The following is a 23,874-nucleotide window of genomic DNA, read 5'->3' as shown; positions in this document are numbered from 1 at the left end:
TCGGTCACTGAACCAAGATACAACATCTGTGGCTAGGTGAAATCAAGTCGACAGCAGGTGCCAGTTTCGAGTTCGTTCTCCTCGATGTACCGGGCCAAACACGCATAATTACAGAACTGTCCGACAGTGGTTCGTTCTCCCCCTCGTTCCTCGTCGACAAAAACGGGCTCATGCGCATTCACATCACTCTCACAGTACGTACACGTATCGCCCATATGCTGTAAGAACGGACTACTGAAGGAAAAGCGTAGTCTCGTCGATGATCGCTAAACCGGGGAGTAATCATCAATCGGGTACGGAAAGCCACTGCGGCCGTCGCAGCCGCAGTCGTCCGGTTCTGCATCGTTTTCGGTCTCCGACGAGAAAGAATTGAGTATCCCGTCATCGGTCGTGTTTTGATGCCGGCTATATGCTTGTAGGATGTGTTGTAGTGGACGTGGTTCGGACACGTACTGGCCATCAGTTCGTGGAATTGGCGATACTAACAAAGGCGAACCCTGATTCAGTTCTTTAAAAGGGTCATCGTGTGAAATCCTTTTTCCGTTGTGGAAAGATATCGATCGCCCTCTTTTGAGAGTCTCGGCACGGTTCCTACGCACAGTACAGCAGTCGTTCGAAGAACCTCACGATCCGCTTTATCGGAAAGCGTCCGTCGTTGAATCCAATAGCTGTATCACAATGTTATTGATGATGACGTGGCCATGAGAAACCAGATGCTGAACATCCGGACGTATCTCTCTACCGGTTATCCATACATAATTAAACGTCTACTCACAATACTATAAATATGACACATCCAATATTCCGATTCAACCGACACATACTCGTCGTACTGTTGCTCCTTGGCGTCACGCTTCCAGCAATCTTCTGGGCAACGGGGGGTACGACGGAGGACCCGACCCCCTCGATTGACGCCAATGTGACTGAGCGCTACCGATCCATCAACGCGCTCACCGGAACGCAGACAGTAACGATGCGAACTAATGGTTCCATCGCATCTCGAAACGTCGCTACTGTCATGCTCGTCCCCGGTACTGACCGGAAACGGATCCGCTTTCGGAACACGTCGAATCGACAGTACGACCTGCAAGTTTCGAACGGGTCGACGCTCTGGCTCCACGATACTGACCAAAACGCTGTGACCGAAATCGAGTTGACGGGTCCACCGGCTGATTCCCAAATGGCTGTCAGAATCCAACAGCTCGTCGCGGCCGCAGGGTTGACTGACGACATGGGTCGGCCACAATCTATCGGCGTGTCGCCGTTACCTGTCTTACCTCGACACTCTGGCACTGCCCCTCAAATGGACGCGAACCGTAGTTTCACCGTTGAGTTCGTGGAAACCGATACTGTTGGCAAGCACGACGCGTACGTACTCGATATCACTCCCAAAACCAATCAGAGCGACGCTCACTACCGACAACGGCTGTGGGTTGACACCGAACGATTCTATCCACTGCGTAAGCAGACGGCATGGAACACCGACGGTACCCAGCAATCAGTAACAACGACCTACACGAACGTAACCATCAACCCACAAGTCTCGGCGGACGCGTTTCGCCCCGAGATAGGCACAGATACGTCAGTCAAGCGGCCGGACACGCCAGAAACGGAGTGGTATCGACGCCGAGCCAACCTGAAGGCACAGAGTTCGATCTCGGTGCCCGATCCGACTGTTCCATCCGCGTTTGAACTGGTGTACGCGACACGAACGACCGGCCGTATCAGCGGGGTCGGACTCCGTTACGCCGCTAACGGTCGCGAGCTCACGGTCGCGAAGTTTAACTACACCCTCAACATCGATCCCGACGAGCAAGACGTGACGCTCAACGGCCAACCGGCAACCTTCGACTACGGGCCGACCACCTCACTCTCGTGGAACTGCAATGGCTACGGCTACACCGTCCGGGGAACAGGTGTCAAAACGGATCGTATGATCGAAGTTGGCCAGTCGGTCGGCTGTCCAGCCTGATACCACGCGAATTTCTGGGTCAGAAACTCGCCCTACTTTTATATTATCCACCGGTTCGTCCATCGAAATGCGATGGGATCCAACGATCAAACAACGTGCTCCCACACTGGTAGTATGGTAATGTGGCCTCTGACAGCACGAGACCTCCCATCGCGGTTACCGCTGACGCACGTGCCCTCCCACAGTAGCACGATACCACCCTGCCATACTCGCGAAATCGATCGCCGCGACCTTTCACGTTTAAAATCCATGGGTCTTTTACACCGACAGGCAATCTTTCGACCGAAACGTGAGTGAGGATCCTGCGCTGGGTAAGCTTCTTGACGTCCTCAGTGACGAGTACGCCCGAGATATCCTCGCAGCAACAAGTATCAAACCAATGTCCGCACAACAGCTCGCCGACGAATGTGAGATGTCTCCACCGACGGTCTACCGCCGAGTGGACCGATTACAAGCATTTGGGCTCCTCGAAGAACAGACCAAGATTCGAACCGACAACAACCACTATAGCGTTTATACGGCTACGTTATCGGAGGTCTGTCTCGAGTTGGACACCGGATCTTTCGAGGCAGTTGTGACGCGTACAGACGAATCGTTCCCCGGTGAACGGGAGAGCGACACCGCCGACCGCTTCAAGAAAATGTGGGAGGATCTCTGAAATGGCACCTATGGCCGCCGTTGTTGACTGGATTATCATCGCGCTCGCCATCGGATCGACACTCGTCGGCGGATATGTAGGATATCAAGCCTACCGTGGGTATCGTCGCCACGATAGCCGAACGATGCAAGCGCTCTCCATCGGCCTGTTTTTTCTCACGGCTGTTGCGTTCAGTATCGCCTTTGTCGGCTCATTGCTACTTCGGGAGGGCTACCTCGCTCTGCAGTATCAACAATTGCTCACACTCATCACGCGGCTGTTTCAGTTCCTCGGCGTTTTACTGATCGCCTACTCGTTGCATTCGCGTGGGTAGTTCACCCGCACGTAGTCAAACCCAGACACCGACGGAGATAATACACCCACGGCGACCACGATGGCGAACATTGATGTCCAGAGGACAGTGAACGCCTTCAAGTACGTGTGGCGAAGTTCGCTATCTTCACGGGGTGAAATATTTCACAAGACATTTATATGTTGCTGGTGGGCGTATAGGAATTCGAGGAAACATGACCGTCGATGAACCACGTGTGGCTGTGTGGGCATGCAAACGAGAACGAGCCACCGTAGGGGCCACAGCACTAACTGCGGTTTCCTTTTCCGACGAAATCTACCAACACCGGTCGACAGCGATATCCAAGGAAGTGAAGCCATGACTGAGAGTTATAACACCGTCGTTATTGGTGGGGCCAAGCCGGACTGGTAACCGGATACTATCTGAAGAAGAAGGCGATCGACTTCGTTATCCTCGATGCAGGCACGCGAATTGGAGACGCTTGGCGAAACCGGTGGGACTCACTACGGCTGTTTACCCCCGCCCGCTACAGCGGCCTTCCCGGTATGTCCTTCCCGGGCCCACCGGATGCGTTCCCCACCAAAGACGAGATGGCCGACTATTTAGAAGCGTATGCGAAACGATTTGAGCTGCCGGTCGAGCTGGGCGTCAGAGTTGATCATCTCACGAAAGAAGAGGGCAGATTCGTTGTTGAGGCGGGCGAGCGACACTTCCTTGCCGATAATGTAGTGGTGGCTATGGCGACACACCAGGTTCCCCTGGTGCCAGACTTCGCTAAAGAGTTGAATTCAGACATCATCCAGTTGCATTCCAGTGAATATCGTAACCCCAGCCAGTTGCAAGATGGGGGAGTTCTGGTCGTGGGTGCGGGTAACTCAGGTGCCGAAATCGCCTTAGAGGCGGTGAATGATCACTCCACTTGGCTGTCCGGACGGGACGTTGGACACGTCCCGTTCCACATTGACTCATTCGTGGGACGGCACTTCGGTGTTCCATTTGTGCTGCGGTTCCTCTTCCACCGCGTCTTGACCATGGACACGCCCATCGGCCGGAAGGTACGACCGAAGTTTCTCTCCCAGGGCACCATTCTAGTGCGGACCAAACCCGAAGATTTGGTCGCGGCGGGTATCGAACGTGTCCCGAGAACGGTTGGGGTACGAGACGGCCTGCCTCTGATCGGAGATGACCACGTGTTAGAAGTTGAGAACATCATCTGGTCCACGGGATATCGTCCTGACTTCTCCTGGATTGACCTCTCGATCTTCGAGGGTGACGATCCGATGGAGCCGAACCACTATCGGGGTATCGTGGCGGACGAACCGGGATTGTATTTCGTCGGGCTGTTGTTCCTATACGCTGCATCGTCGGAGATACTTTGTGGGGTCGGCCGAGATGCCAAACACGTAGTCGAGCACCTCTCGTCTCGATCGGACGGCGATTCGGTTGTTGTACAATCAAAATCGGGGATGGCTGGCTCGTCATAGATTGGTTGGAGCAAATGTAGCCAGCTGAATACTGTTTATATACCAATCACATCATCCCTAACAGTAATTGGAAGACTGCGTTCAACCGCTGACTCGTCGGTTCAGAACCAGTCGAAGATTATTCAGCAATACCAGATTGGGCACTCGCCAACAGCTAACGTCCGGTCTCGGAACGAATTCCGTTTCCTTATTGTGAATTCTAGCGGTTACCGAGTCCAGGAATATAGCCGTAGTATTAACGTATAGGGTGTGTCGAGAAGTCGACTGCTTACTCCAAAAATTGTGGTATTATATCGTCTCTGCATCTGAGGGATGTTCGACAAGGACGATCCCATTTCCATAGAGGTCTGTTGCAATAGCTTCGATTCCGTAGGGCTGTTCTGTTGGCTCGGATGTGAATTCGATTCCCTGTTCACGCAGTGTTTCATACGTAGATTGACAATCATCCACAGTAAAGGCGAGTGCTGGTTGCTCCCCGATCATTGCAGAGCGCCGATCAGCTTCTTCACCCTCAAACCAGTCAATTGGTTCGAGAACGATTTCTACAGTGTCGTCCTGTTCGGCTGCGACAGTAACCCAACGCTGGTCGTCGGGGCCAAACGTCTCGTCTGCTTTCTTTATTAAGCCGAGCTTCTCGGTGTAAAAGTTCAGTGCTTCGTCTTGGTCGCTAACAATGCGGGTTGTGAGCCGGAGTTTTTCAATCATTGTTTCCTCGTCTCTATCGAAGCCGTTCAGGAGGAAAAACGCTCGCCTAGAGGACCGAAAGTGAACATCTATACCTTGTCACCAACACTAAACTCCCGAATTCATCGAGTCGATAATGAGCGCTAAGGTACGTATCTCGTACAACGGATCGCTACGGATTGATCGATACCCACATCTTGTGGAAATATTGATAATCCCATACCACATATGGGACGTGATTATGAGCGTGTCCACCCCACTTACGACCCAGCAGGTCTCCGACCTCGTGATGGCGAATAAAGCAATCCGAGCACCCTATTATCAGTCCTCCCACGACGAGGGAGTTCGTTTCACGGATCTCGAGAGGGGGCTCCAATGGGGTGCTGACGTTATTCCGGCCTTGATGGGACTTTTCCGAGTCGAGCAAGACATCCGGGACGATCATCCCGACGGCTGGGTAGGCTTCGCTCGTCACTGGCGAGGAGCGACGTTGCGGGTGGACTTCGACCTGTTTTCAGGACCCAAAGAGTCAGACTCGATCGTAGTCGTGACTGCAATGTCGGGACGTGAGGGAAAGAAAACCATCGTGGACGAGGACTTCGGAAAAATCGTGCTGTCGGAGCAGGTTCCGACACAGGAGGAATGGGAGGGACGGCAAAAACGATATCAGGCGATGCGAAGGAAGGATGATGCTGATGGATCGACAGCGGTGGAGGCCTACATTGCAGCGTTACCGGGGTGGAAGAGGGACGTCGCGACACAATTCGACGAGATTATCCACCGCGAAGTACCCGATGTACGCCCCGCCGTGAAGTATCACCAGCCGTTCTATGGTGTCAAGAATCAGGGATGGTTTGCGTCATTCAGTGCGTTCTCGAAACACGTGAAACTGTCATTTGTGTGTGAAACGCACCTTGAGCCAGCGCCGCTGAGCGGGACGGCTCCGGAACGACAGGCCCTAGATTTGAAGGAAACAGATACGCTAGACGATGAGCAGGTTGCTTCATGGGTTCGGCAAGCCGCCGAGAATCCCGGGATGGGCTGGTGATTTGAACCACCTCTTCATGGTATGAGCTCAAAAACACTCAGCTACCTTCGAAGTGCAAGGGTACTATGCAACTCCTTAGCCGATCTGCAACTTAATCTATTGAATAGTCCGTCGTTGATGGATTGGAACAAGCAATGACCGTTTGCCCATTATCCCCTCCGTGTTCAGCACTCGATTCGTAAATTTATTGATCAAAAGGACAGCTATCCCAGATCATTGTTCAGAACACTTGCCCATCTTTTGCATCTCCTGATGCCGTCGTTCTTGTGAGTGCGAACCAGCGGGCCAGAACTGCCCCGAATCATACCACACAAATCGCTCGTCGTTCTTCGGATCCTTTGAGCCACTGGTGACGGTCTTGACGGCCTTGGACAGCCCACTTTTTCCTTCCTTGTATTGTTCGTTCCTATTCGAGGAGGTCGTCGACCGTCTCGTCTCGGAGTTATCGAGCCCAGATAGCAGAAACTGAGTGAGAAATTCTCATTTGAAAATAGGCGCGGGAGATGACCGATCGAGGTGTTCTCAAAGTCGGGGGAGTTCCTCCGCATTCAAATAGATGGTCTCCATATCGTTCAGTCGTGGCAGTTTCGTTCGACCTCTTCGGTACGCTCGTCGAAGTCGCACCGCCAGATCACCCTGCGGGGGCTGTTGCGACTGCACTCTCCGAGCGAGCTGTTTCCGTCCCGTCTGACTGGGAGCATGTCTATACAACCCCTCATCTCGATGTTCCCCCGGGTGCAGAACTCTCGCTTGTCGACCACGTGAAAACGGGACTAGAGAGTCGCGACAGAGACGTCTCACGCCCCGTCGTTCGAGCGGCACTCCTCGATGCGTTCGACACCCCGATTCGGACTCGGGAGGGGGCACACACTGCTGTTACCGTCGCTGAACGGTGTGGACCGATCGGGATTCTCTCGAATTGTAGTGTCCCGGGACTCGTACAACGTACCCTTTCCCAGTCGGGGCTTGATCCGGATGCCTTCGATGCAGTCGTCAGTAGTGTCGAGTGTGGATGGAGGAAACCGGATGTGCGTGCGTTTCGCGAAATCTCTGATCGACTCGGCGTTCCACTTTCGGAACTCACGCACATCGGTGACGATCCAGAAACGGATGGTGGGGCAACCGACGCGGGGGCCACCGCGATTCTACTCGATGATAGTACGCTGAGCGACGTTTCGAGGGAAATGGAGTGCTCCGAATGACTTTCTATGGCGTTCTTTCGGTTGCGATCGCGTTCTTGTTAGATTGGTTCTTCAAGGAACCACCGACGCGGGTGCATCCTGTCGTCTGGTTTGGGAAAATGATCGCTGTGACTGACCGCGAATGGTCGGCCCCTCGACAGACTGGCCTGCTAATCGCGTTAGGTTTGCCTGCGATAGCTGCTATCGGTATCGGTATCGTGGTTCAGATAGCCCTTACAGTGCACCCCCTCGTTGCTTCCGTTTTCGCTGGCATCGTACTGTTCACGACGACGAGCCTACGAATGCTTCTCGAAACTGCGACGGACGTGACGGAATTGACCGAGACGAATATCGTGACCGCTCGGAAGGAGGTACGAGCGCTTGCGGGTCGCGACGCATCATCACTCTCGCCGGGAGAAATTCGAAGCGCAGTCGCTGAAAGCCTTTCCGAGAATTTGGCCGATGGCCTCGTTGCACCTCTGTTTGCCTTCGCCATCTGTGCACCCATTTCGCTTCCGTTGGCCGCCGCTGCGGCAACGTGGGTCAAGGCAATCAACACGCTCGACTCCATGTTGGGCTATCGGTCGAAACCTGTCGGGTGGGCGAGCGCAAGACTCGACGATGCGGTGATGTGGATTCCAGCACGAATCAGTGCCGTACTCATCGCGGTCGTCAGTCTCGGAACGGGTTACCTTTCAGATGCCCGTTCGTGGGCCCACGAACCCCCCTCGCCGAACTCCGGCTGGCCGATGGCGACCCTCGCTGCGGCACTCGACACCCGTTTCGAAAAGTCGGGCGTTTACACGCTCAATCCCCGGGCACAGCTCCCGGCCACTGCTGATGTGGGAAAAGGAGTGCGTATCGTTCGACGGGCGAGCTTTCTCGCGTACATCCTCACGGCGGTGATTGCATGGTTCTAACGGCGGTTCGCGGTGCGCTCGGATTTTTGAGCCGGCTTCCGGTAGGACACGACGAAAGTGCATGGGAGGCGTTTCGACGCAGTTCGATTGCATTTCCCTTGGCGGGATATGTTATCGGGGTGTTCCTTGCCGTTCCGCTCTTGCTCCCCCTTCCCGCGTCCATCAATGCCACATTGTTCCTCGCGACCGTGTATGGGGTTACAGGCATCAATCACGTCGACGGACTGGCCGACCTCGGTGACGCAGCCGCAGTACACGGTGCGGAGAAACGCCATGCGGTGATGAAAGATACGGATGTCGGTGTCGGTGCCCTACTCGCCGTCGCCCTCCTCATCGCTGGACTTTCGCTTGCCGCGGTCGGGTTAGTCGGGCTTCCACTCGAAGCCATCGTCGTCATCGTGGTCACCGCGGAAGTGAGCGCGAAACTGGGGATGGCGGGATTGGCCGCGTTCGGATCGCCCGCACACGAGGGACTGGGGTCACAACTACTGGACCAGACTCCACGGGGATTTGTTATCGCGGTCATCGTCTCGGTTCCAGCGCTAGCTTTTTCGGGGTCCCCACTGGTGGGTATCGTAATGATGAGTGCCAGTCTGCTCACTACTGCCGTCGTCGGTCAGTGGGCGCGGTCGTGGCTCGGCGGTGTCAGCGGTGACGTATTCGGGGCTACAAACGAACTCTCCCGACTGATCGCACTTCAGATGGGGGTGGTCACGTGGACGCTCTTTTGATGTGTGGTGGCAAAGGAACGCGACTCGCCGCATCAGTCGAGAAGCCCCTGTTCGAAATCGACGGTTCCCCGATGGGAGACCACGTCTGCGCCGCTCTCGCCGAGAGCCGAATTGATACTGTTCATGCAGTCGTCTCTCCACATACTCCGGCAACCAGGCGTCATCTCGACTCCCGTGCGCTCTCCATTATCGACGCACCCGGTGACGGATACGTCGAAGACCTCTCGTACGCACTCGAACGAGTCGAATTACCGGTTCTCACCGTTGTGTCGGACCTCCCGCTCCTTGATGGGGTATGTATCGATCGCATCCTTTCCGAACACGACCGTGGTTCGCTCACGGTCTGTGCACCCGTCGCCCTCAAGCAGCAGTTGGGAGTGGGAACCGACACGACGTTCGAGCACGAAGGACGGGAACTTGCTCCGACAGGCCTCAACGTCGTGGGCAACGGCGATGCCGAAACCACGTATATTACTTACGATGCACGTCTCGCTGTCAACGTGAACCGACAGACCGACGCGGCCGTGGCGGAGGCATTCATATGAGGTTCGTCCTCGCTGCGGGGGCGACACGTACTGCCGAAATCGACGGGATTAGTGCTGCCGGTGCAGCTCCGGATCTGATGGCACACACGCCCAGTGCGGACGTCGAAATCGTCGAATACGGACGACCGGTTCGGGCACCGATCGTGCCAGTCAGTCCAAGCGGTTGTCCGACACCCGCAGTCATCACGCGTGCCGTCCGGGAACGGATCGATTTCGATCTAACCGTTATCGATGCCGGGTTGATACGCCCGACGAGGACCCCGACGGTTTCGGTCGGTGCACAGCGAGGTGAAGACGTTCGAGAGACGGAGCCGGTTCCATGTGCACAGGAGGTCTATGAAGAAACTCGACGATTTGGCGCGGCACTCCCCGACGACTCAGTCATGATCGGCGAGACGATACCCGGCGGGACAACAACTGCTTTGGGGGTTCTCACGGCATTAGATGAAGATATCACCGTTTCGTCATCACTCCCGGACAACCCACTTCGCCTCAAACGAACCGTCGTCTCGGAGGCACTATCCGCAAGCGATATCGACCGGGGAGACGCAGCCGGTGACCCTGTCTTCGCGGTGAACAGCATGGGTGATCCCGTTCTCGCGACAGTGGCGGGATTCACAGTCGGTGCTCTCGAATCCGGAATCGACGTAACCCTCGCCGGTGGGACTCAAATGCTTGCAGCAGCGGCGCTCGTTCGCCATGCCGGAATCGACGGTCCGCTTGGATTGGCGACGACATCGTTCGTCGCCGACGACGAGACGGTCGCGCTCGACCGAGCATGCGATAGGCACGATCTCGACCTCGAAGTCACCGACCCGGGATTCGACGAGGGCGACCACGTCTCGATGCAGCGATACATCGAAGGGGAAGGCAAAGAGGGGGTTGGAATGGGTGGTGCGCTCGCGCTCGCTGATCGAGCAGCTGTCGATATGGATTCGATCCGAGACAGCGTCATCGAAGTGTATAACCGACTCAACGGTGACGTAAATGGACCGTGACGCCATAGACACGGTCGAGCGCGTTCCCCACGGAAGTTCCGACGATCCAGAAATGCTTGATTTTAGTGCCAACATCAACCCGCGAACACCCAACGGCGTAGAAGCCGTGTATCGTGATGCACTGGGACGATCCGGAACGTATCCAGCGGACGATTATCCCGAGTATCGTGAGGCAGCGGCGGATTATGTCGGCTGTACACCTGAGGAAGTAGTTCCGACGCCGGGTGGTCTCGCCGCAATTCGCCTGACCATCGAAACGACAGTTTCGACGGGTGATTCGGTACTCGTTCCGTTCCCCAGTTTTGGCGAGTATCATCGTGAAGTACGCCTCCAAGGTGCGACCCCGAAACTCGTTCCTCACGACCGCATCCTCGAAACGGATCCAACCGACCACGCTCTCGTCATTATCTGCAATCCGAACAACCCGACTGGCGACACATACGATGCCGATGAAATCCGTCACTTTGCGGAGCGGTGTCGGGATGTCGGTACACCACTGCTCGTCGATGAAGCGTTTCTCGGCTTCACCGAACTGGAGTCGATGGCAGGTCGGTCGGGTGTGGTCGTCGCTCGCTCGTTGACGAAGCTATTCGGCTTGCCGGGGTTGCGTGCTGGATTCGCGGTCGCGACAGACTCATTCAGGGACCGACTCGAAACTGTCCGTCGTCCGTGGACGGTTGGCACTCCCGCTACTGCCGTTGGGACGTACAGTATGGGCTGTACCGAGTTTATCGCCGAGTCCCGTGAACGGGTCCGGCAGGAGCGCAGCAGGATGATCGAAGCACTCGCGGATTCGTTCGATGTCTATCCCTCGGAGGCTCCGTTCCTGTTGTTGAACGTCGGTGAGCGGGAACCCGATAAGATCGTTCAGACCGCTCACAAGCAAAGCGTCGCCGTCCGCGATGCAACGACGTTCCGAAGCCTCGATTCACATATACGAGTGGCAGTGCGCTTGCCGGACGAAAATGACCGACTCTTGGACGTGCTTGACGATGTTTGAGCCGACTGTCCGGAATGACGTACTTCGACTCGCTCGCCCCGATACCAGATGGCTCAGTAGCGGATGGAACGGCGGATTCACCGATGCGAACGCCGCTTACAATATCTCGGTTCCGGAGGGGTTCGAGCGAACGGATTTGGATACCTACATCGACGAACGCCGGGCAGTGGCGGGATTCGACCATTCCGGTCCGACACTTCTGACCGGCGTCGACCTTTGCCACGCTTACGGGGCACGATGTGAGTCGGTCGAAGCTGTCGTTACTGCCGGTATCTCGAATCCTGCGGCGCTTCCTATCGACCCAAACGACGGAACGGAGTTGCTCACTGATGCATCGAATGAGCTGTCCGACTTCGGGACCGTGAACATCATTTTGGGAACGACCCAGTCCCTCGACGACGGAAGCCTCGCCACCCTGCTAGCTGTTGCCGTCGAAGCGAAAACTGCGACTCTGCTCGCCGAAACGGGGTTTCCGGGCACGACGACGGACGCGGTTATCGCTGCGTGCGACCCGACCGGAGATGAGACGACCTTCGCTGGAAGCGGAACGCCGATTGGGGCAGCAGCGAGGGCGTGCGTCCGTGACGCTGTCCAAGCAAGCCTGCGCTCGCGCTATGCGACACGAACGATTCCGTCGTCAGTCGATGAAGCGGAGTATGGCGTCACAACGACGGTGCAACCGGAAACGTTTCGCCTTTAAAAACCGACCACCGGTATTGGTTTTCCCTTACTGCCACCGACGGACGATGAGTAGTGCGCCGAGCATCCCGATGACGACACTGGTCACACCGAATCCCGGCTGTCCGTTCGATTCCGTTGTCGTTGTTTCTTCGCTATCGGTAGTGGTTTCAGCCGTAGCGTCTGTGATGGTCGCGTTCGCCGCCGCATATGCATCCGGATGGAAATGTTTCGTGAAATTCGTGATGGCATAGACAACTCGCGGTGCGGGTTGGTTCATGTATTCGATTGGGACTACGATGGTCCGGTCGTTCCGCACAGCGGTAAGATTCTGATATCCAGTTTCGTCCGGGACGGTTGGGTCTTGGTCGTTGAGGATGATCCAATCGGGGTTCTGCTTTACAACGACTTCCTTGTTGATCTGCTTATAGTCGGTGATCCCTACTTTGGTCGCGACGTTGTTTCCACCTGCGGTTTGAATAATACTGTCAACGAACGTCCCTTTTCCGGACGTATATCCATAGAAAAGGTAGAGTGCGTCCGGGCGTTGCTCTCCTTTTATTGCTTCTCGGACGGTTCCGATACGGTCTTTCATCCACGAGACGGTTTTCTTTGCACCACCACATTCACCGACGAGGGTCCCGGTGACGCTCGTGTCACGGTATACGTCCTCAACCGAAGTCGCCTGTCGATAGTAGTACACAGTCAAACCAGTATCGCGGAGCTTTCTGACCGTCTTTTTCGAGACGGAGTTCGGAGCGAGAACGAGATCCGGTTCGAGCGAAACTACCGTTTCGATGTTTGCGAACGACTCCCCTGTACTGGAGACGTTCGCCTTTTTATCCGCATCTTTGAGGTAACTTGCGTACTGGGTCACACCGACAACCTTGTCCTTCGCACCGATCTCCCACATGATCTGTGCAGCACTCGGCGAGAGCGTGACGACCCGTTGTGGTTCTTCATCGAGCGTTACGCTCGTCCCGGTCGCATCCACTTTTGAAACTGGAAACGAACAGCTCGACTGTTGGGTTGCTGTTGCGGTCGCTGTCGGTGGAACCGCAAACGTTGCTACCAGGAGTAGACTGATGAGGAGTATCCTCTGTCGCATGTAACTGCCTTTGGACGTATACAATAAATATTTACCTAACACAACCTTACTTTCATATGTCGAGTATATCGCTAGTCCATTTGAGATGCACAACCGACTCGAATGACGAGGTTTCACTCATCGTTCGATTCACAACGGCAGTCCCCCCACACCATCCCCTCGAAAAATGAACGGATTCGTCATCGCTGGAACGGCATCGGGTGTCGGCAAAACCGTCGTAACACTCGCGGTTATTCGCGCTCTCGAAGCGATGGGTCAAACAGTCCAACCCGCAAAAGCAGGCCCGGATTTCATCGACCCGAGTCATCACGCCGCTATTGCGGGGCGACCCTCTCGCACACTCGATACGTGGCTTGAGGGGGAAGAAGGAGTGCGACGAAATTACGACCGTGGAAACGGTGACGTTTGCGTCGTCGAAGGCGTGATGGGACTCTACGATGGAGACCAGTCGAGCACTGCACGGGTCGCCGATGTCCTTGACCTTCCGGTCGTGCTCGTCGTTGATGCCAGCGCCGGAATGGAGAGCGTCGCGGCGACCGCACTCGGGTTCCGAGAGTACGCCGAACGGACGGGTCGAGATATCGATGTCGCCGGGATCATCGCCCAACGCGCCCACGGCGGGCGTCATGAGCGAGGTATCCGCGAAGCGCTCCCGGATGAGTTGGCATACTTCGGTCGAATTCCACCGATATCCGGTCTCGAAATCCCGGACCGTCACCTCGGACTACAGATGGGTGACGAACACCCAGTAGAAACGGATGCACTCGATGAGGCTGCGACACATCTCCGTGAAAACCAACTGCTGGATATCGCACGTGAGCCTCCTCGCCTACCGACGCGGGAACCAAATTCCGCTCGGAATCGTCGTATCGCAGTCGCTCAGGACGCAGCCTTCCGCTTCGTCTATCCCGCAGTCATGGAACGACTTCGAGCCCGCGCAGAAGTGGTGACGTTCGCGCCAACGGCAGGTGACGACCTTCCAGACTGCGACGGCGTCTATCTCCCTGGCGGCTATCCGGAACTGCATACAGAACGACTCGCCGACAGTCCATCGCTTTCGACGCTTTCGAAGCGAGCGAGCGATGGACTACCGGTTTTCGGTGAATGTGGTGGTCTAATGGTATTAGCTGAATCACTTACCACGACGGACGAGCAAACGTATTCGATGGCAGGAGTACTACCTGCTGACGTCCGAATGCACGAACGATACCAAGCACTCGACCACGTCGAACTCCGTGCCCGCTCGAAGCCGTTCGATTTCGATAGTGGAACGACGATTCGGGGACACGAATTTCATTATTCGAGCGCGGATGTCGCACGCGATGCCACTTTCGCCTTCGATGTGAGGCGAGGAACCGGCATCGACGGGGAGCATGACGGATTGACGGAGTTCGAGACGATCGGCACGTACTGTCACGTGCACGCCGCGAGTGGCGCGTTCGACGCCTTTATCGATTCATTGTGACAATGTCAGAAAACGACTCCAATCCCACCGAGACGAACCGTACCGAACAGCTGAAGCAAACCCCCGGCAAGGGACGGACACCGACGGCCCGACCCATCGAACCCGATGCTCCCGACGAATTTGGCCTCGTTCAAGTTTGGTGGGGCGATGGGAAAGGAAAGACCACCGCTTCGTTAGGGATGGGATTTCGCGCCGCAGGACATGGGTATCGCGTTCACATGCTTCAGTTCATGAAGGGGGGCGCGTCGAGCGTCGAAGACGTCCGTGGGGAGTACAACGCCATCGAGCACGTTCCCGGATTTACGTACGAAAACACTGGGAACTACGGTTGGCATGGATTCCTCGACGGGTCGGACGACGACGAACACGTTGCCAAGGCGAAGGCCGGGTTTTCTCGGGCCAAAGAACTCGTCCACGCAGCGGACGAGGCATCGCTCGATGAACCGCTTCCGTTCGACGGACCTCCCGAGGACGGAGTCCACATGCTGATTCTAGACGAAATCATCTATGCGGTGAATCGAGAGTTGGTCGATCCGGAATCGCTCATTACTCTCATCGAATCCAAGCCGGATAATCTGGAGTTGGTCCTGACGGGCGGCCATCGGAAACCGGAGTACCTCTACGACCATGCGAACCTCGTCACCAACGTCCGAAAGGAAGAACACCCCATCGACGATGGGCAGCGTGCCCGCAAAGGAACCGAGTACTGATGACGGAGACGGTGCTCATCGCGGGGACCGAAAGTCACGTCGGAAAGAGCACCGTTGCTGCGGGACTGTGCCGACTTCTTGCCCGACGTGGCGTGTCGGTCGCACCGTTCAAAGCACAAAACATGAGCAACAACGCTCGGGTAGCCGTTGCTCCAGACGGAGAATGGGGCGAAATCGGCGTTTCACAGCACACACAGGCACGAGCAGCTCGAATCCCGGCGACGACGGATATGAACCCCGTTCTGCTCAAACCACGTGGAGATGGTGAAAGCCAACTTATAATCCAAGGGACGGCCGTCGAAAACGTTGCCGCTGGAGCGTATTACGAGTCACAGTGGGAGCGGGCCAAACGCGCTGCATTCGAATCCTACGAACGACTGGCAACGAACCACGATGTCATCGTCGCTGAAGGAGCCGGTAGCATCGCTGAAATCAATCTTCACCACCGGGACCTCTCGAATGTGGAGACCGCACGGTTTGCGGACGCATCGATCCTCTTACTCGTCGATATCGAACGGGGCGGTGCGTTCGCCAGTTTGTACGGAGCGCTGGAACTCATGCCCGATGATGTCCGTGACCGTGTTCAGGGGGCAGTCATCACGAAATTCCGTGGGGACGAGACGTTGTTGACCCCCGGTATCAAATTGATCGAAGATCGAACGGGCGTCCCGATTCTCGGCATATTACCGTATGACGATCCCGGTCTCCCGGAGGAGGACAGTGTTTCACTGCCACAACAAGAGAAGCTGGAGATTATCGGTGACGATGACGGTATTCCGGACTCTCGTGCCGTCACGATCGGTGTTCCACGGGTACCACGCATCTCGAATTTCACCGATCTCGAACCGCTAACGAACGAGCCGGGTGTCCGTGTCGCGTACCTTCCTCTCCAGTCGTCCCTTGCCCACGTCGATGCTGTTGTGCTCCCCGGATCGAAAAACACCGTCGACGATCTGCTCGCTCTGCGGAACACGGGATTCGGCGAGCAGTTAGCGAACTTCTCTGGACCTATTGTCGGGCTTTGTGGTGGCTATCAGATGCTTGGTGAACGAATCACGAACGCCGCACTCGAAAGTACTGACGACCACAACGTCGTGCGTGGTTTCGGTTTACTTCCCGTCGAAACGCGCTTTACCACCGAGAAACACGTTGAGCGAGTCACTCGGACGATAAACTCGGTTGGATTACTGGCTGGGACGAGCGGTACGGTTCGGGGGTACGAAATTCACATGGGCCAAACGACCGCAATTCAGTCAGTCGAGAGACCGCTTGGTGAAGGGAGCGCCGCGGTGAATTCCATCCTTGGTACGTACCTCCACGGTCTCTTTGAAAACGAAAATGTTCGAACAGCGTTCGTGAAGGCAGTGTTCCAATCAGCAGGAAAGCCGTACCTCGATGAGGGGGATTCGTTTCAGTCTCCCTACGATGCTGCTGCTGATCTCCTTGAGCGGAACGTACCCCATCTATTTCGGGAATTTCCCGATATCGATCTGTAATTGATTTCCTCCCAGTCTTCATTCGGATCCGACCACGCTACTGGGGACATCGACGTTGGCAGAAGAGGGCGCTTCGCTTTCGTTCGAGTCAGAGATTACGATGTGGACGGAAGACGAATTGCCGGTGCGGCTTCGATCACAGTAATCCCTTGGTGCTTCTTTATCATGTCTGTACGTTGAGATCCGGTATTCGTTTGAGGTGCGTGCTGTTCCGGGTAAGGACTGGTTCGTTCTCTTGGGAGCAGTTCCACCGATAACACGGCCGATTCGTTGCATATCGCTACTGAGTTCTCCACTGAATTCCCTGCCTGTGTCATGATGCGGTGGTCGGCAAGAGTGACGTGCTTCGAGCCCGAGATATTCCCCACTTTGCGGTTTGCGTATTCTATTTTGATCGATTTTTCTATAATGTAGATACGCAGAGATTCGTATAACAGGTCCCACGTCGAGATGACCAATTAAGACTCCAGGGAGTGATGACCCCGCATGAACACGAGCGAACAACTCTACGAGATGGAGGCAACAGGGTGGAAGCGGGGCATCTACGATGACATTCGAGCGACATTCCGTGCACCCATCGTCAACTGGATCTGGCGAACAACGATGGCAAATTATCCCGAGTTCTGTCGGTACCTATGGTCGCAGGTCAAGCCACTCTTTGAGACGCGAGGGTTTGCGCGGTTCTCGGTTCGCTACCGTGATGTCGTCCTTTCAACCGTCGAGGATAATGCCACGATACCTACGTATAGTCGAACGAACCTCGACGTCGCACCCGCCGAATACACCGAACTGCGGGAACAACTCGCCACATTCGACATCGTCGCACCTCGACTCGCGGTTCTTTTTCGAGTAACGAATCGCGCTCTGCACGACGGCTCTGTAGGCACTGAACCGGGAGCCAATCGCGAAACGACAGCCCCATTTCCGGATTGGCTCGATGCGGATCGTGGCCACACCCCGTCGATGGTCCCCTTCGACGAATTCGCCGCAGATATCGCCGAGACAGCCGCCGCATTCCAGCAGTTCCACGGCTTCGAAGACGGGTTGCCGAGTATTTACCGGTGTATCGCACAGTGGCCTAAGCTGTTCAATTCGCTTTGGGAAGACTTGGGACCAGTGTTGGAGAGCGAGACGTTCATGACCGTATGTGACCGTGCCGACGAGTGTACCGACACGTTCGTGGATGCGACCCCTTACTCACCACGCCTCGAGCCCGACTCGCTCAGAATTCGGGGGTTCGACGACGACCTAATAACGGACGTTCAAGAGCTGTTTCGAGAGTTTGACGAGGGTGCGGTCGACGATGTCCTCCCCGGGCTGCATCTCTGGGCAGCGACCGTCGACGAAGTCGGTGAGCGCGACTGGTAGGCCAAAATCGCACGGCTATTCACGCAACTGGACGTGCACTACTGGCCCTTTTTCGACGATATGATCCCGAAATTCTTGGACGCCTACAGTTGGAGCAACTAACGAATCACTTCCTCTCTCCATGTCCGCCACAGAACGGCTGCTCGAGGCAGCACAGTTGTTCATCGAGCGATATTCATGTGTCAAAACTCGGTCCCTAACCGACACTAGTCTCCTCTGGAAGCGTGAGGATCGTGTTCGCCGTCACAATGGGTAACTGCTCGTACCCGCTCGTCATCTTGATGTGGACGAGCGAGTCGACTGTACGCCGGATCGAATACAAATCATTCGAATACGATGTAGAAGTCTCGCAGGACAGAGTTTTTCGAGGTCCTAACAACAATGAGTCGCTTGATACCCCTATCGGCGCTTTCGATCTCCCAGTGATGAGCATACTCGCTGGGATACTACTCTCCTGGATTTTCCAATACTATTTGTCCTTCCAAAGCTAGAGGGTGTATATGAACCGGGAACGGCAAAGTAAGCGGAAAATATTTCGATTTCCGAAACCAATCAGGAAACAAGACCGATGACGATGGATGAGAAGGGATACCGGCTTGATGACCTCGATCGGCGCATCATTTACGCTCTCATGCGAGAAGGCCGGGCCACAGCTACCTCGATTGCCGAGAACACTAACGTTTCAGGAGCAACGGTGCGTAATCGAATCGATAAACTCGAAGATCTCGGTATCATAACGGGCTATCAGGCACACATCGACTTCGAGACGGCCGGGGGAAAACTCAGAAATCTCTACCTGTGTAACGTTTCCGTCCCGGAGCGTGAGGCACTCGCTCACGAGGCTCGGGCCATCCCTGGTGTAATTAACGTTCGATCGTTGATGACAGGACGTCGGAATCTCCACGTACTGGCTATCGGTGAGAGCACGAAAGATCTGCAGCGAATTTCTCGAAGTCTCTCCAAACTTGGTATCGAGATCGAAGACGAAGACTTGCTCGAAGACGAACTGTTCGATCCCTACGAGCCATTCAACCCCGATGACAGGCCGCGAACGCCGGCATTGAACGACTTCATCGATCTCACAGGGAACGCGAAAATACTCACGGTGAACATCGCCGCCAAAGCTCCGATTACGGGTATGTCACTGGAAGAGGCCAACCGGACGGGAATTCTCGACGAGGATACCCTAGTCATTGCCATCGAACGGGACAACCAGGAGATTATGCCACACGGCGACACTGTCATCCAGTCCGATGACATTGTAACACTGCTCTCACGCCATCGCACCGACGCTCGTGCATTCGAGGCGTTTCAGGTCCCTCCCCCAGAGGAGACAACATCGTGAGATGAACCGAAATGGTTTCACTCGTCCAGCGAACCCGACACAGGTTTGCCGAAGAGCCGGTTTGTACGGACGCCGAAACTGTGGAGGAACGCTCGATGAGCAACCAGACACCTGCTCGGGTTGCGGATCCGACGACATCGTCCACCCCAATCTTGAGTAACACATATATGACCAGTCACTTGACCCAACACGCCATCGTCCCCGTCGCCAATCAGAAGGATGCACGGATAACAGCACAGATTCTCGAATCCTACGAATTCGAGTGGATTACTGTTCTCCACGTCGTTGAGAAGGGAGAGGGAGTTCCCGACAAGATACCCGTCGAGCAATCAGAAGAGGTCGCAGACGAGATCGGTGCGAGTGCCGTTGTCTTCAGGCCACGTAGAGCCACACGCCCCATCAAGTGGCTCGCTGGTGATCGCTCACTCCAGCTACTCATCGAGGCAGACCGACCGGTTATCTCGATATCGGAGCGAGGAAATAAATGAGCACCAGCGACACGGAACTCGCAAAGGATCTCGGGCTGCTCTCGGCACTGACCATCGGAATCGGCACGATGATCGGGGCGGGTATCTTCGTCCTGCCAGGTATTGCCGCTAGTACCGCTGGCCCTATCGTCGTCGTGTCATTCGTGATTGGCGGACTGATCGCGATGGTGAACGCGCTGTCGGTCTCTGAACTGGGAACGGCGATGCCCAAAGCAGGCGGCGGTTACTACTACGTCAACCGCGCTCTTGGCCCACTATTCGGGTCCATCGCTGGCCTTGGCGACTGGATGGGTCTCGCATTCGCCTCGGCCTTCTACTGTATCGGCTTCGGACAATATCTCACCACGTTGCTACCGATTCCAAGCATCCTCTTTCTCACTGATATACAGATTGGAGCGCTTGTAGCAGGCATCGTCTTCGTCGGAGTAAACTACATCGGTGCCAAGGAGACTGGGGGTGTCCAGACAGTCATCGTGATAATCCTGTTGTTGATTCTCGCTCTCTTCGCAATCCAGGGCTGGCTATCGTTCGACATTAGCACGCTACTAAGTGAGGGTGGTCTTGTGCCGCTAGGCTACGGTGCGATTCTCCCCGGGACAGCACTGATATTCGTCTCCTTTTTAGGCTACGCAAAGATTGCGACCGTCGCCGAGGAATTGAAAAATCCCGGCCGGAACCTGCCTATTGCGATTATCGGTAGCGTTGCCATCGTAACGGTGGTCTACGCAATCCTCGTGAGCGTCATGCTCGGCGTGGTTCCCTGGACCGAGCTGAGTCAGACGGCGCCACTAATCCAGGTCACACAGATCGCTTTCCCCGGTGGATTCGTCGGTGTAGCCGTCACTATCGTGACCCTCGGTGCATTGCTCGCGACGGCATCGAGCGCAAACGCATCGATTCTGGCGTCGGCGCGAATCAACTTCGCGATGGGCAGAGACCGGATTGTCACTAACTGGCTCAACGAGATTCATCCCGCCTATGCAACCCCTTTCCGGTCGATCGTCCTCACGGGTGGAATGATAGTCGTGTTCATCGTGCTCTTGGGGCAGGATATCGAGGTGCTGGCTAAAGCGGCGAGCGTTCTCCATCTCGTCGTCTACGCGCTGATGAACGCCGCACTCATCGTGTTCCGAGAGACAGACCCCGACTACAATCCGGCGTTTCGGGTACCGCTGTATCCCCTCACACCTCTCCTTGGGATGGTTCTCTCGATTGGATTGCTGGCATTCGTTGGGCAGCAAGAACTGCTCCTATCGGCAGTTTTCGTCATCGCGGCCGTACTGTGGTATTTCGCATACGCACGCAGTCGGGTCAACGGACAGGGACTCCTTAGCCGGCGCATTCTGGATCGCGGGGCAGACCTGCCTTCACCCGTCGTCGACGCAACAGCAACTGTCGCTCCGGATGACGTTAGCAGAGATGCTCCAACGACGATGGTGGCGCTCTCGAACCCCCGGACCGAACACTCACTTGTCGCACTAGCGGCAGCCCTCGCGAAGCACGACAGCGGACAGCTCCTCGCGACCCATGTCATTCAGGTGCCAGACCAGACGTCGTTGGTGGCTGCGGCCAATCAACACGAGCGATTATCCGAGACCTCGGAACAACTTCTGGCCGACGCTCAGGTCGACGCCGAACGGCTCGGAGTACCTATCGAGACGCGAACGATCCTCTCACACGAGACCCTCGATGAGGTGTTCGATGCGGCTCGAACCCACAACGTTGACAGGCTCATCATGGGTCACAGAGGGACGCAACTCGCCGGGAGCCGTGCCGAAGGAACACTTGATGAGCTGATCCACGACCTGCCGTGTGACGTACTCGTCCTCGACGAGGGAGGGTTCGACCCGAGCGAGATTCTACTGCCGATTGCGGGTGGCCACTCCTCGGACTTGTCTGCGGAGGTCGCACGGGCACTACAGGAGATGGTCGACGCACACGTCTCTGTCCTCCACGTAGCCGACGATCCGACGGTTGGCCGGGAGTTCATCGAGGAATGGATCGCTGATCATGGGCTAGGCGAGACCGAACTACTGGTGGAGACAGGCGACGTAGAAACGGCAATCGGGAATGCGGCGACTGGCCGGACATTGGTCATCGTCGGGGCGACAGAGCGCGGGGTGCTTTCGCGAATCGCCGGCGGATCGCTGACGCTGTCCGTACTTGACAACCTCGACACGACCGTACTCCTTGCCGAGCGGCCCCATACCCGGTCACTCTGGGAACGACTATTGGGTCGATAGACTCTCGCAAATCTCAGTTCATGTTTAGAGTTTGGTAGCTGCACCTGAATATGAATTGCCACGCGTCGATCCCAACACTCCGAGCACTGCCAGTAGGCCGATTCCGTAAGCGGCGAACCGTTGTCGATTCGTCCGGCGCCCCATCCACCCAAACTTGTAATGAGAACACCGAAGAGGGCTGGAATGAGTGCAGTGATGCTCGCGAGGTCAGAGAATATGTAGACTCCGACACCCATGGACTACGAGTACGATTCCGAGCATGATACCCAGTATGAATGCGGCGGGACTGGAATTCGCCATGTATGAAACCCTGTGTGGAACAAGCGTATAGGTCTCTATTTTGACTGTGCTGGATAATTCCTCAGGGATTGTATGTGCATGTTGGGTCAATCTTTCCGCTACGACGTTGTCTTCTGGGATGCATCCGATTAGGTAGGAGAATATTCGCGTTCAACGATCCTGTTCACTCGATTGCAGGAGTCGAGTCAGTATAGATTCCTCCGCTCTCTGTTCGACAGAGTCACGCTCTGAAGCGAGTAAACTAATAAGCGGATTCGCCCCGTAATTCCCTACAACATCCATGTACGAAGATATTCTGCTTCCGTTCGATGGAACCGAGGGATCGGCGGAAGTACTCCATCACGCCAGCGAAATTGCACACTGGAGCGATGCGACAATACACGTTCTCTACGTAGCTGACACCACTCGTGACAGCATCACTGTCGTCGAAGGCCATCCTGTGGATGCACTTGTTCAAGTAGGGCAAGCCATCGTCGAAGAGGCTAAAGAAACCCTTCGCACACTTGGTGTCGACTACGACTCCGACGTCGTCCAAGGAAATCCAGCGCCAACGATCGTCGAGTACGCTGAGCGCTACAATCACGATTTGATCGTGATGCCGACCCACGGCAGAGAGGGTGTCTCCAGATATCTCATCGGGAGCGTGTCCGAGAAGGTCGTGCGCCTGTCTTCGGTGCCCGTTCTCACGGCTCGGATGCAACCCGACGAACAGTTCGCGTTCCCTTATGAGAACATCCTCATCCCAACAGACGGCAGTACAAGCGCTACTTATGCCGCCCAGCACGGGATTTCACTCGCGGCAGCCCTCGATGCAACTGTACATGTCCTGTCCGTCGTTGACGACACGTCGCTCGGTCCGGACATTCGATCGGCTATCTCGAACCAGGAGACTGAGCAGGCAACGACCAAATTTGTGGACGACCTCCTTTCGGAGGCGGAGTCACACGGCATTACGAACACCGTTCGACACGTCGAATACGGGTCACCCATTTCGAAAATCCTAGGCTGTATCGAGACGAACGACGTCCACGCCGTCGTGATGGGCACGAAAGGAAGACGTGGAACCGACCGCATCTTGCTCGGCAGCGTCGCCGAAAAGACTGTACGCTCTGCACCAGTCCCCGTTATCACGGTTAGAAAAACAGAGTAGCGATACAGTG

At 55.8% G+C, this 23,874-nt stretch carries 23 protein-coding genes; 20 read left to right on the top strand and 3 right to left on the bottom strand.

What is annotated here, in order from left to right; genetic code table 11:
* Positions 1-32 precede the first annotated feature (32 nt).
* A complete protein-coding gene (locus OOF89_RS21535) occupies positions 33-215 on the bottom strand; it encodes a hypothetical protein (RefSeq protein ID WP_266081900.1) in 183 nt (60 codons plus the stop codon).
* A gap of 572 nt (positions 216-787) precedes the next feature.
* Between OOF89_RS21535 and OOF89_RS21530 the strand changes: the two genes are divergently transcribed.
* The 4 genes from OOF89_RS21530 (at position 788) to OOF89_RS21515 (ending at position 4,406) form a co-directional block, all read left to right on the top strand.
* Positions 788-1,972: a LolA family protein gene (locus OOF89_RS21530; RefSeq protein WP_266081898.1), complete on the top strand. Its 1,185-nt coding sequence runs from the start codon at positions 788-790 to the stop codon at positions 1,970-1,972.
* A gap of 289 nt (positions 1,973-2,261) precedes the next feature.
* The gene (locus tag OOF89_RS21525) at positions 2,262-2,630 is read left to right on the top strand and encodes an ArsR/SmtB family transcription factor (RefSeq protein ID WP_266081896.1); all 369 of its coding nucleotides are present in this window, start codon (positions 2,262-2,264) and stop codon (positions 2,628-2,630) included.
* A 1-nt stretch (position 2,631) separates the two neighbouring features.
* Entirely contained in the window at positions 2,632-2,943 is a 312-nt protein-coding gene (locus OOF89_RS21520) for a DUF7521 family protein (protein ID WP_266081894.1), read from the top strand.
* Positions 2,944-3,326: 383 nt separating this feature from the next.
* Positions 3,327-4,406: a flavin-containing monooxygenase gene (locus OOF89_RS21515; protein WP_328517211.1), complete on the top strand. Its 1,080-nt coding sequence runs from the start codon at positions 3,327-3,329 to the stop codon at positions 4,404-4,406.
* A 288-nt stretch (positions 4,407-4,694) separates the two neighbouring features.
* On the opposite strand, the gene OOF89_RS21510 is transcribed toward OOF89_RS21515, so the two are convergent.
* Entirely contained in the window at positions 4,695-5,111 is a 417-nt protein-coding gene (locus tag OOF89_RS21510) for a VOC family protein (RefSeq protein WP_266081892.1), read from the bottom strand.
* 220 nt (positions 5,112-5,331) lie between these two features.
* On the opposite strand from OOF89_RS21510, the gene OOF89_RS21505 reads away from it, so the two are divergent.
* From OOF89_RS21505 to OOF89_RS21470, 8 genes are all read left to right on the top strand, one after another.
* Positions 5,332-6,138, top strand: coding sequence for a DUF1801 domain-containing protein (locus tag OOF89_RS21505; protein ID WP_266081890.1), 807 nt, complete (start codon positions 5,332-5,334; stop codon positions 6,136-6,138).
* A gap of 578 nt (positions 6,139-6,716) precedes the next feature.
* A complete protein-coding gene (locus tag OOF89_RS21500) occupies positions 6,717-7,340 on the top strand; it encodes an HAD family hydrolase (protein ID WP_266081888.1) in 624 nt (207 codons plus the stop codon).
* A complete protein-coding gene (gene cbiB / locus OOF89_RS21495) occupies positions 7,337-8,239 on the top strand; it encodes an adenosylcobinamide-phosphate synthase CbiB (RefSeq protein ID WP_266081887.1) in 903 nt (300 codons plus the stop codon). Before OOF89_RS21500 ends, cbiB begins: the two co-directional genes overlap by 4 nt.
* Positions 8,230-8,970 carry an adenosylcobinamide-GDP ribazoletransferase gene (gene cobS, locus OOF89_RS21490; protein ID WP_266081885.1) on the top strand — a complete coding sequence of 247 codons (741 nt, stop codon included), beginning with the start codon at positions 8,230-8,232 and terminating at the stop codon, positions 8,968-8,970. The genes cbiB and cobS overlap by 10 nt, the downstream gene beginning before the upstream one ends.
* Positions 8,955-9,515 carry an NTP transferase domain-containing protein gene (locus tag OOF89_RS21485; RefSeq protein WP_328517206.1) on the top strand — a complete coding sequence of 187 codons (561 nt, stop codon included), beginning with the start codon at positions 8,955-8,957 and terminating at the stop codon, positions 9,513-9,515. The genes cobS and OOF89_RS21485 overlap by 16 nt, the downstream gene beginning before the upstream one ends.
* On the top strand, positions 9,512-10,513 hold the full coding sequence (gene cobT, locus OOF89_RS21480) for a nicotinate mononucleotide-dependent phosphoribosyltransferase CobT (RefSeq protein WP_266081883.1): 1,002 nt from the start codon (positions 9,512-9,514) through the stop codon (positions 10,511-10,513). The genes OOF89_RS21485 and cobT overlap by 4 nt, the downstream gene beginning before the upstream one ends.
* Positions 10,503-11,513: a threonine-phosphate decarboxylase gene (locus OOF89_RS21475; RefSeq protein ID WP_266081881.1), complete on the top strand. Its 1,011-nt coding sequence runs from the start codon at positions 10,503-10,505 to the stop codon at positions 11,511-11,513. Before cobT ends, OOF89_RS21475 begins: the two co-directional genes overlap by 11 nt.
* Positions 11,506-12,213, top strand: coding sequence for an adenosylcobinamide amidohydrolase (locus tag OOF89_RS21470; RefSeq protein ID WP_266081878.1), 708 nt, complete (start codon positions 11,506-11,508; stop codon positions 12,211-12,213). Before OOF89_RS21475 ends, OOF89_RS21470 begins: the two co-directional genes overlap by 8 nt.
* Before the next feature lie 27 nt (positions 12,214-12,240).
* Here the strand turns inward: OOF89_RS21470 and OOF89_RS21465 are convergent, their stop codons facing one another.
* Positions 12,241-13,299 carry a PGF-CTERM-anchored ABC transporter substrate-binding protein gene (locus tag OOF89_RS21465; RefSeq protein WP_266081876.1) on the bottom strand — a complete coding sequence of 353 codons (1,059 nt, stop codon included), beginning with the start codon at positions 13,297-13,299 and terminating at the stop codon, positions 12,241-12,243.
* Between the two features lie 166 nt (positions 13,300-13,465).
* On the opposite strand from OOF89_RS21465, the gene OOF89_RS21460 reads away from it, so the two are divergent.
* The 8 genes from OOF89_RS21460 (at position 13,466) to OOF89_RS21425 (ending at position 23,864) form a co-directional block, all read left to right on the top strand.
* Complete coding sequence (locus tag OOF89_RS21460; protein ID WP_266081874.1) at positions 13,466-14,764, top strand: cobyrinic acid a,c-diamide synthase; 1,299 nt, start codon at positions 13,466-13,468, stop codon at positions 14,762-14,764.
* A gap of 2 nt (positions 14,765-14,766) precedes the next feature.
* Complete coding sequence (locus OOF89_RS21455; protein ID WP_266081872.1) at positions 14,767-15,474, top strand: cob(I)yrinic acid a,c-diamide adenosyltransferase; 708 nt, start codon at positions 14,767-14,769, stop codon at positions 15,472-15,474.
* Entirely contained in the window at positions 15,474-16,970 is a 1,497-nt protein-coding gene (locus tag OOF89_RS21450) for a cobyric acid synthase (RefSeq protein ID WP_266081870.1), read from the top strand. Before OOF89_RS21455 ends, OOF89_RS21450 begins: the two co-directional genes overlap by 1 nt.
* Before the next feature lie 486 nt (positions 16,971-17,456).
* Positions 17,457-18,338, top strand: coding sequence for a halocarboxylic acid dehydrogenase DehI family protein (locus OOF89_RS21445; protein ID WP_266081868.1), 882 nt, complete (start codon positions 17,457-17,459; stop codon positions 18,336-18,338).
* Positions 18,339-18,906: 568 nt separating this feature from the next.
* Positions 18,907-19,683 carry a winged helix-turn-helix transcriptional regulator gene (locus OOF89_RS21440; protein WP_266081867.1) on the top strand — a complete coding sequence of 259 codons (777 nt, stop codon included), beginning with the start codon at positions 18,907-18,909 and terminating at the stop codon, positions 19,681-19,683.
* 95 nt (positions 19,684-19,778) lie between these two features.
* On the top strand, positions 19,779-20,171 hold the full coding sequence (locus tag OOF89_RS21435; protein ID WP_328517205.1) for a universal stress protein: 393 nt from the start codon (positions 19,779-19,781) through the stop codon (positions 20,169-20,171).
* A complete protein-coding gene (locus OOF89_RS21430) occupies positions 20,168-22,414 on the top strand; it encodes an amino acid permease (protein WP_266081865.1) in 2,247 nt (748 codons plus the stop codon). The genes OOF89_RS21435 and OOF89_RS21430 overlap by 4 nt, the downstream gene beginning before the upstream one ends.
* A gap of 580 nt (positions 22,415-22,994) precedes the next feature.
* Positions 22,995-23,864, top strand: a complete 870-nt coding sequence (locus tag OOF89_RS21425) for a universal stress protein (RefSeq protein WP_266081863.1) — start codon at positions 22,995-22,997, stop codon at positions 23,862-23,864.
* Positions 23,865-23,874: the final 10 nt, after the last annotated feature.

It is taken from the genome of Haladaptatus caseinilyticus, from assembly GCF_026248685.1.
In the GTDB taxonomy this organism is placed as follows: domain Archaea; phylum Halobacteriota; class Halobacteria; order Halobacteriales; family Haladaptataceae; genus Haladaptatus; species Haladaptatus caseinilyticus.
Note: the sequence above shows the minus strand (reverse complement) of the source record. Positions and strands in the feature narration are given on the sequence as shown.

Bases quoted from the DNA above. Each gene is read 5' to 3' on its own strand.
- OOF89_RS21535 (WP_266081900.1), bottom strand. From the start codon at position 215: ATGGGCGATACGTGTACGTACTGTGAGAGTGATGTGAATGCGCATGAG.
- OOF89_RS21530 (WP_266081898.1), top strand. From the start codon at position 788: ATGACACATCCAATATTCCGATTCAACCGACACATACTCGTCGTACTG.
- OOF89_RS21520 (WP_266081894.1), top strand. From the start codon at position 2,632: ATGGCACCTATGGCCGCCGTTGTTGACTGGATTATCATCGCGCTCGCC.
- OOF89_RS21510 (WP_266081892.1), bottom strand. From the start codon at position 5,111: ATGATTGAAAAACTCCGGCTCACAACCCGCATTGTTAGCGACCAAGAC.
- OOF89_RS21505 (WP_266081890.1), top strand. From the start codon at position 5,332: ATGAGCGTGTCCACCCCACTTACGACCCAGCAGGTCTCCGACCTCGTG.
- cbiB (WP_266081887.1), top strand. From the start codon at position 7,337: ATGACTTTCTATGGCGTTCTTTCGGTTGCGATCGCGTTCTTGTTAGAT.
- cobS (WP_266081885.1), top strand. From the start codon at position 8,230: ATGGTTCTAACGGCGGTTCGCGGTGCGCTCGGATTTTTGAGCCGGCTT.
- cobT (WP_266081883.1), top strand. From the start codon at position 9,512: ATGAGGTTCGTCCTCGCTGCGGGGGCGACACGTACTGCCGAAATCGAC.
- OOF89_RS21475 (WP_266081881.1), top strand. From the start codon at position 10,503: ATGGACCGTGACGCCATAGACACGGTCGAGCGCGTTCCCCACGGAAGT.
- OOF89_RS21470 (WP_266081878.1), top strand. From the start codon at position 11,506: ATGTTTGAGCCGACTGTCCGGAATGACGTACTTCGACTCGCTCGCCCC.
- OOF89_RS21465 (WP_266081876.1), bottom strand. From the start codon at position 13,299: ATGCGACAGAGGATACTCCTCATCAGTCTACTCCTGGTAGCAACGTTT.
- OOF89_RS21460 (WP_266081874.1), top strand. From the start codon at position 13,466: ATGAACGGATTCGTCATCGCTGGAACGGCATCGGGTGTCGGCAAAACC.
- OOF89_RS21455 (WP_266081872.1), top strand. From the start codon at position 14,767: ATGTCAGAAAACGACTCCAATCCCACCGAGACGAACCGTACCGAACAG.
- OOF89_RS21450 (WP_266081870.1), top strand. From the start codon at position 15,474: ATGACGGAGACGGTGCTCATCGCGGGGACCGAAAGTCACGTCGGAAAG.
- OOF89_RS21445 (WP_266081868.1), top strand. From the start codon at position 17,457: ATGAACACGAGCGAACAACTCTACGAGATGGAGGCAACAGGGTGGAAG.
- OOF89_RS21440 (WP_266081867.1), top strand. From the start codon at position 18,907: ATGACGATGGATGAGAAGGGATACCGGCTTGATGACCTCGATCGGCGC.
- OOF89_RS21435 (WP_328517205.1), top strand. From the start codon at position 19,779: ATGAGCAACCAGACACCTGCTCGGGTTGCGGATCCGACGACATCGTCC.
- OOF89_RS21430 (WP_266081865.1), top strand. From the start codon at position 20,168: ATGAGCACCAGCGACACGGAACTCGCAAAGGATCTCGGGCTGCTCTCG.
- OOF89_RS21425 (WP_266081863.1), top strand. From the start codon at position 22,995: ATGTACGAAGATATTCTGCTTCCGTTCGATGGAACCGAGGGATCGGCG.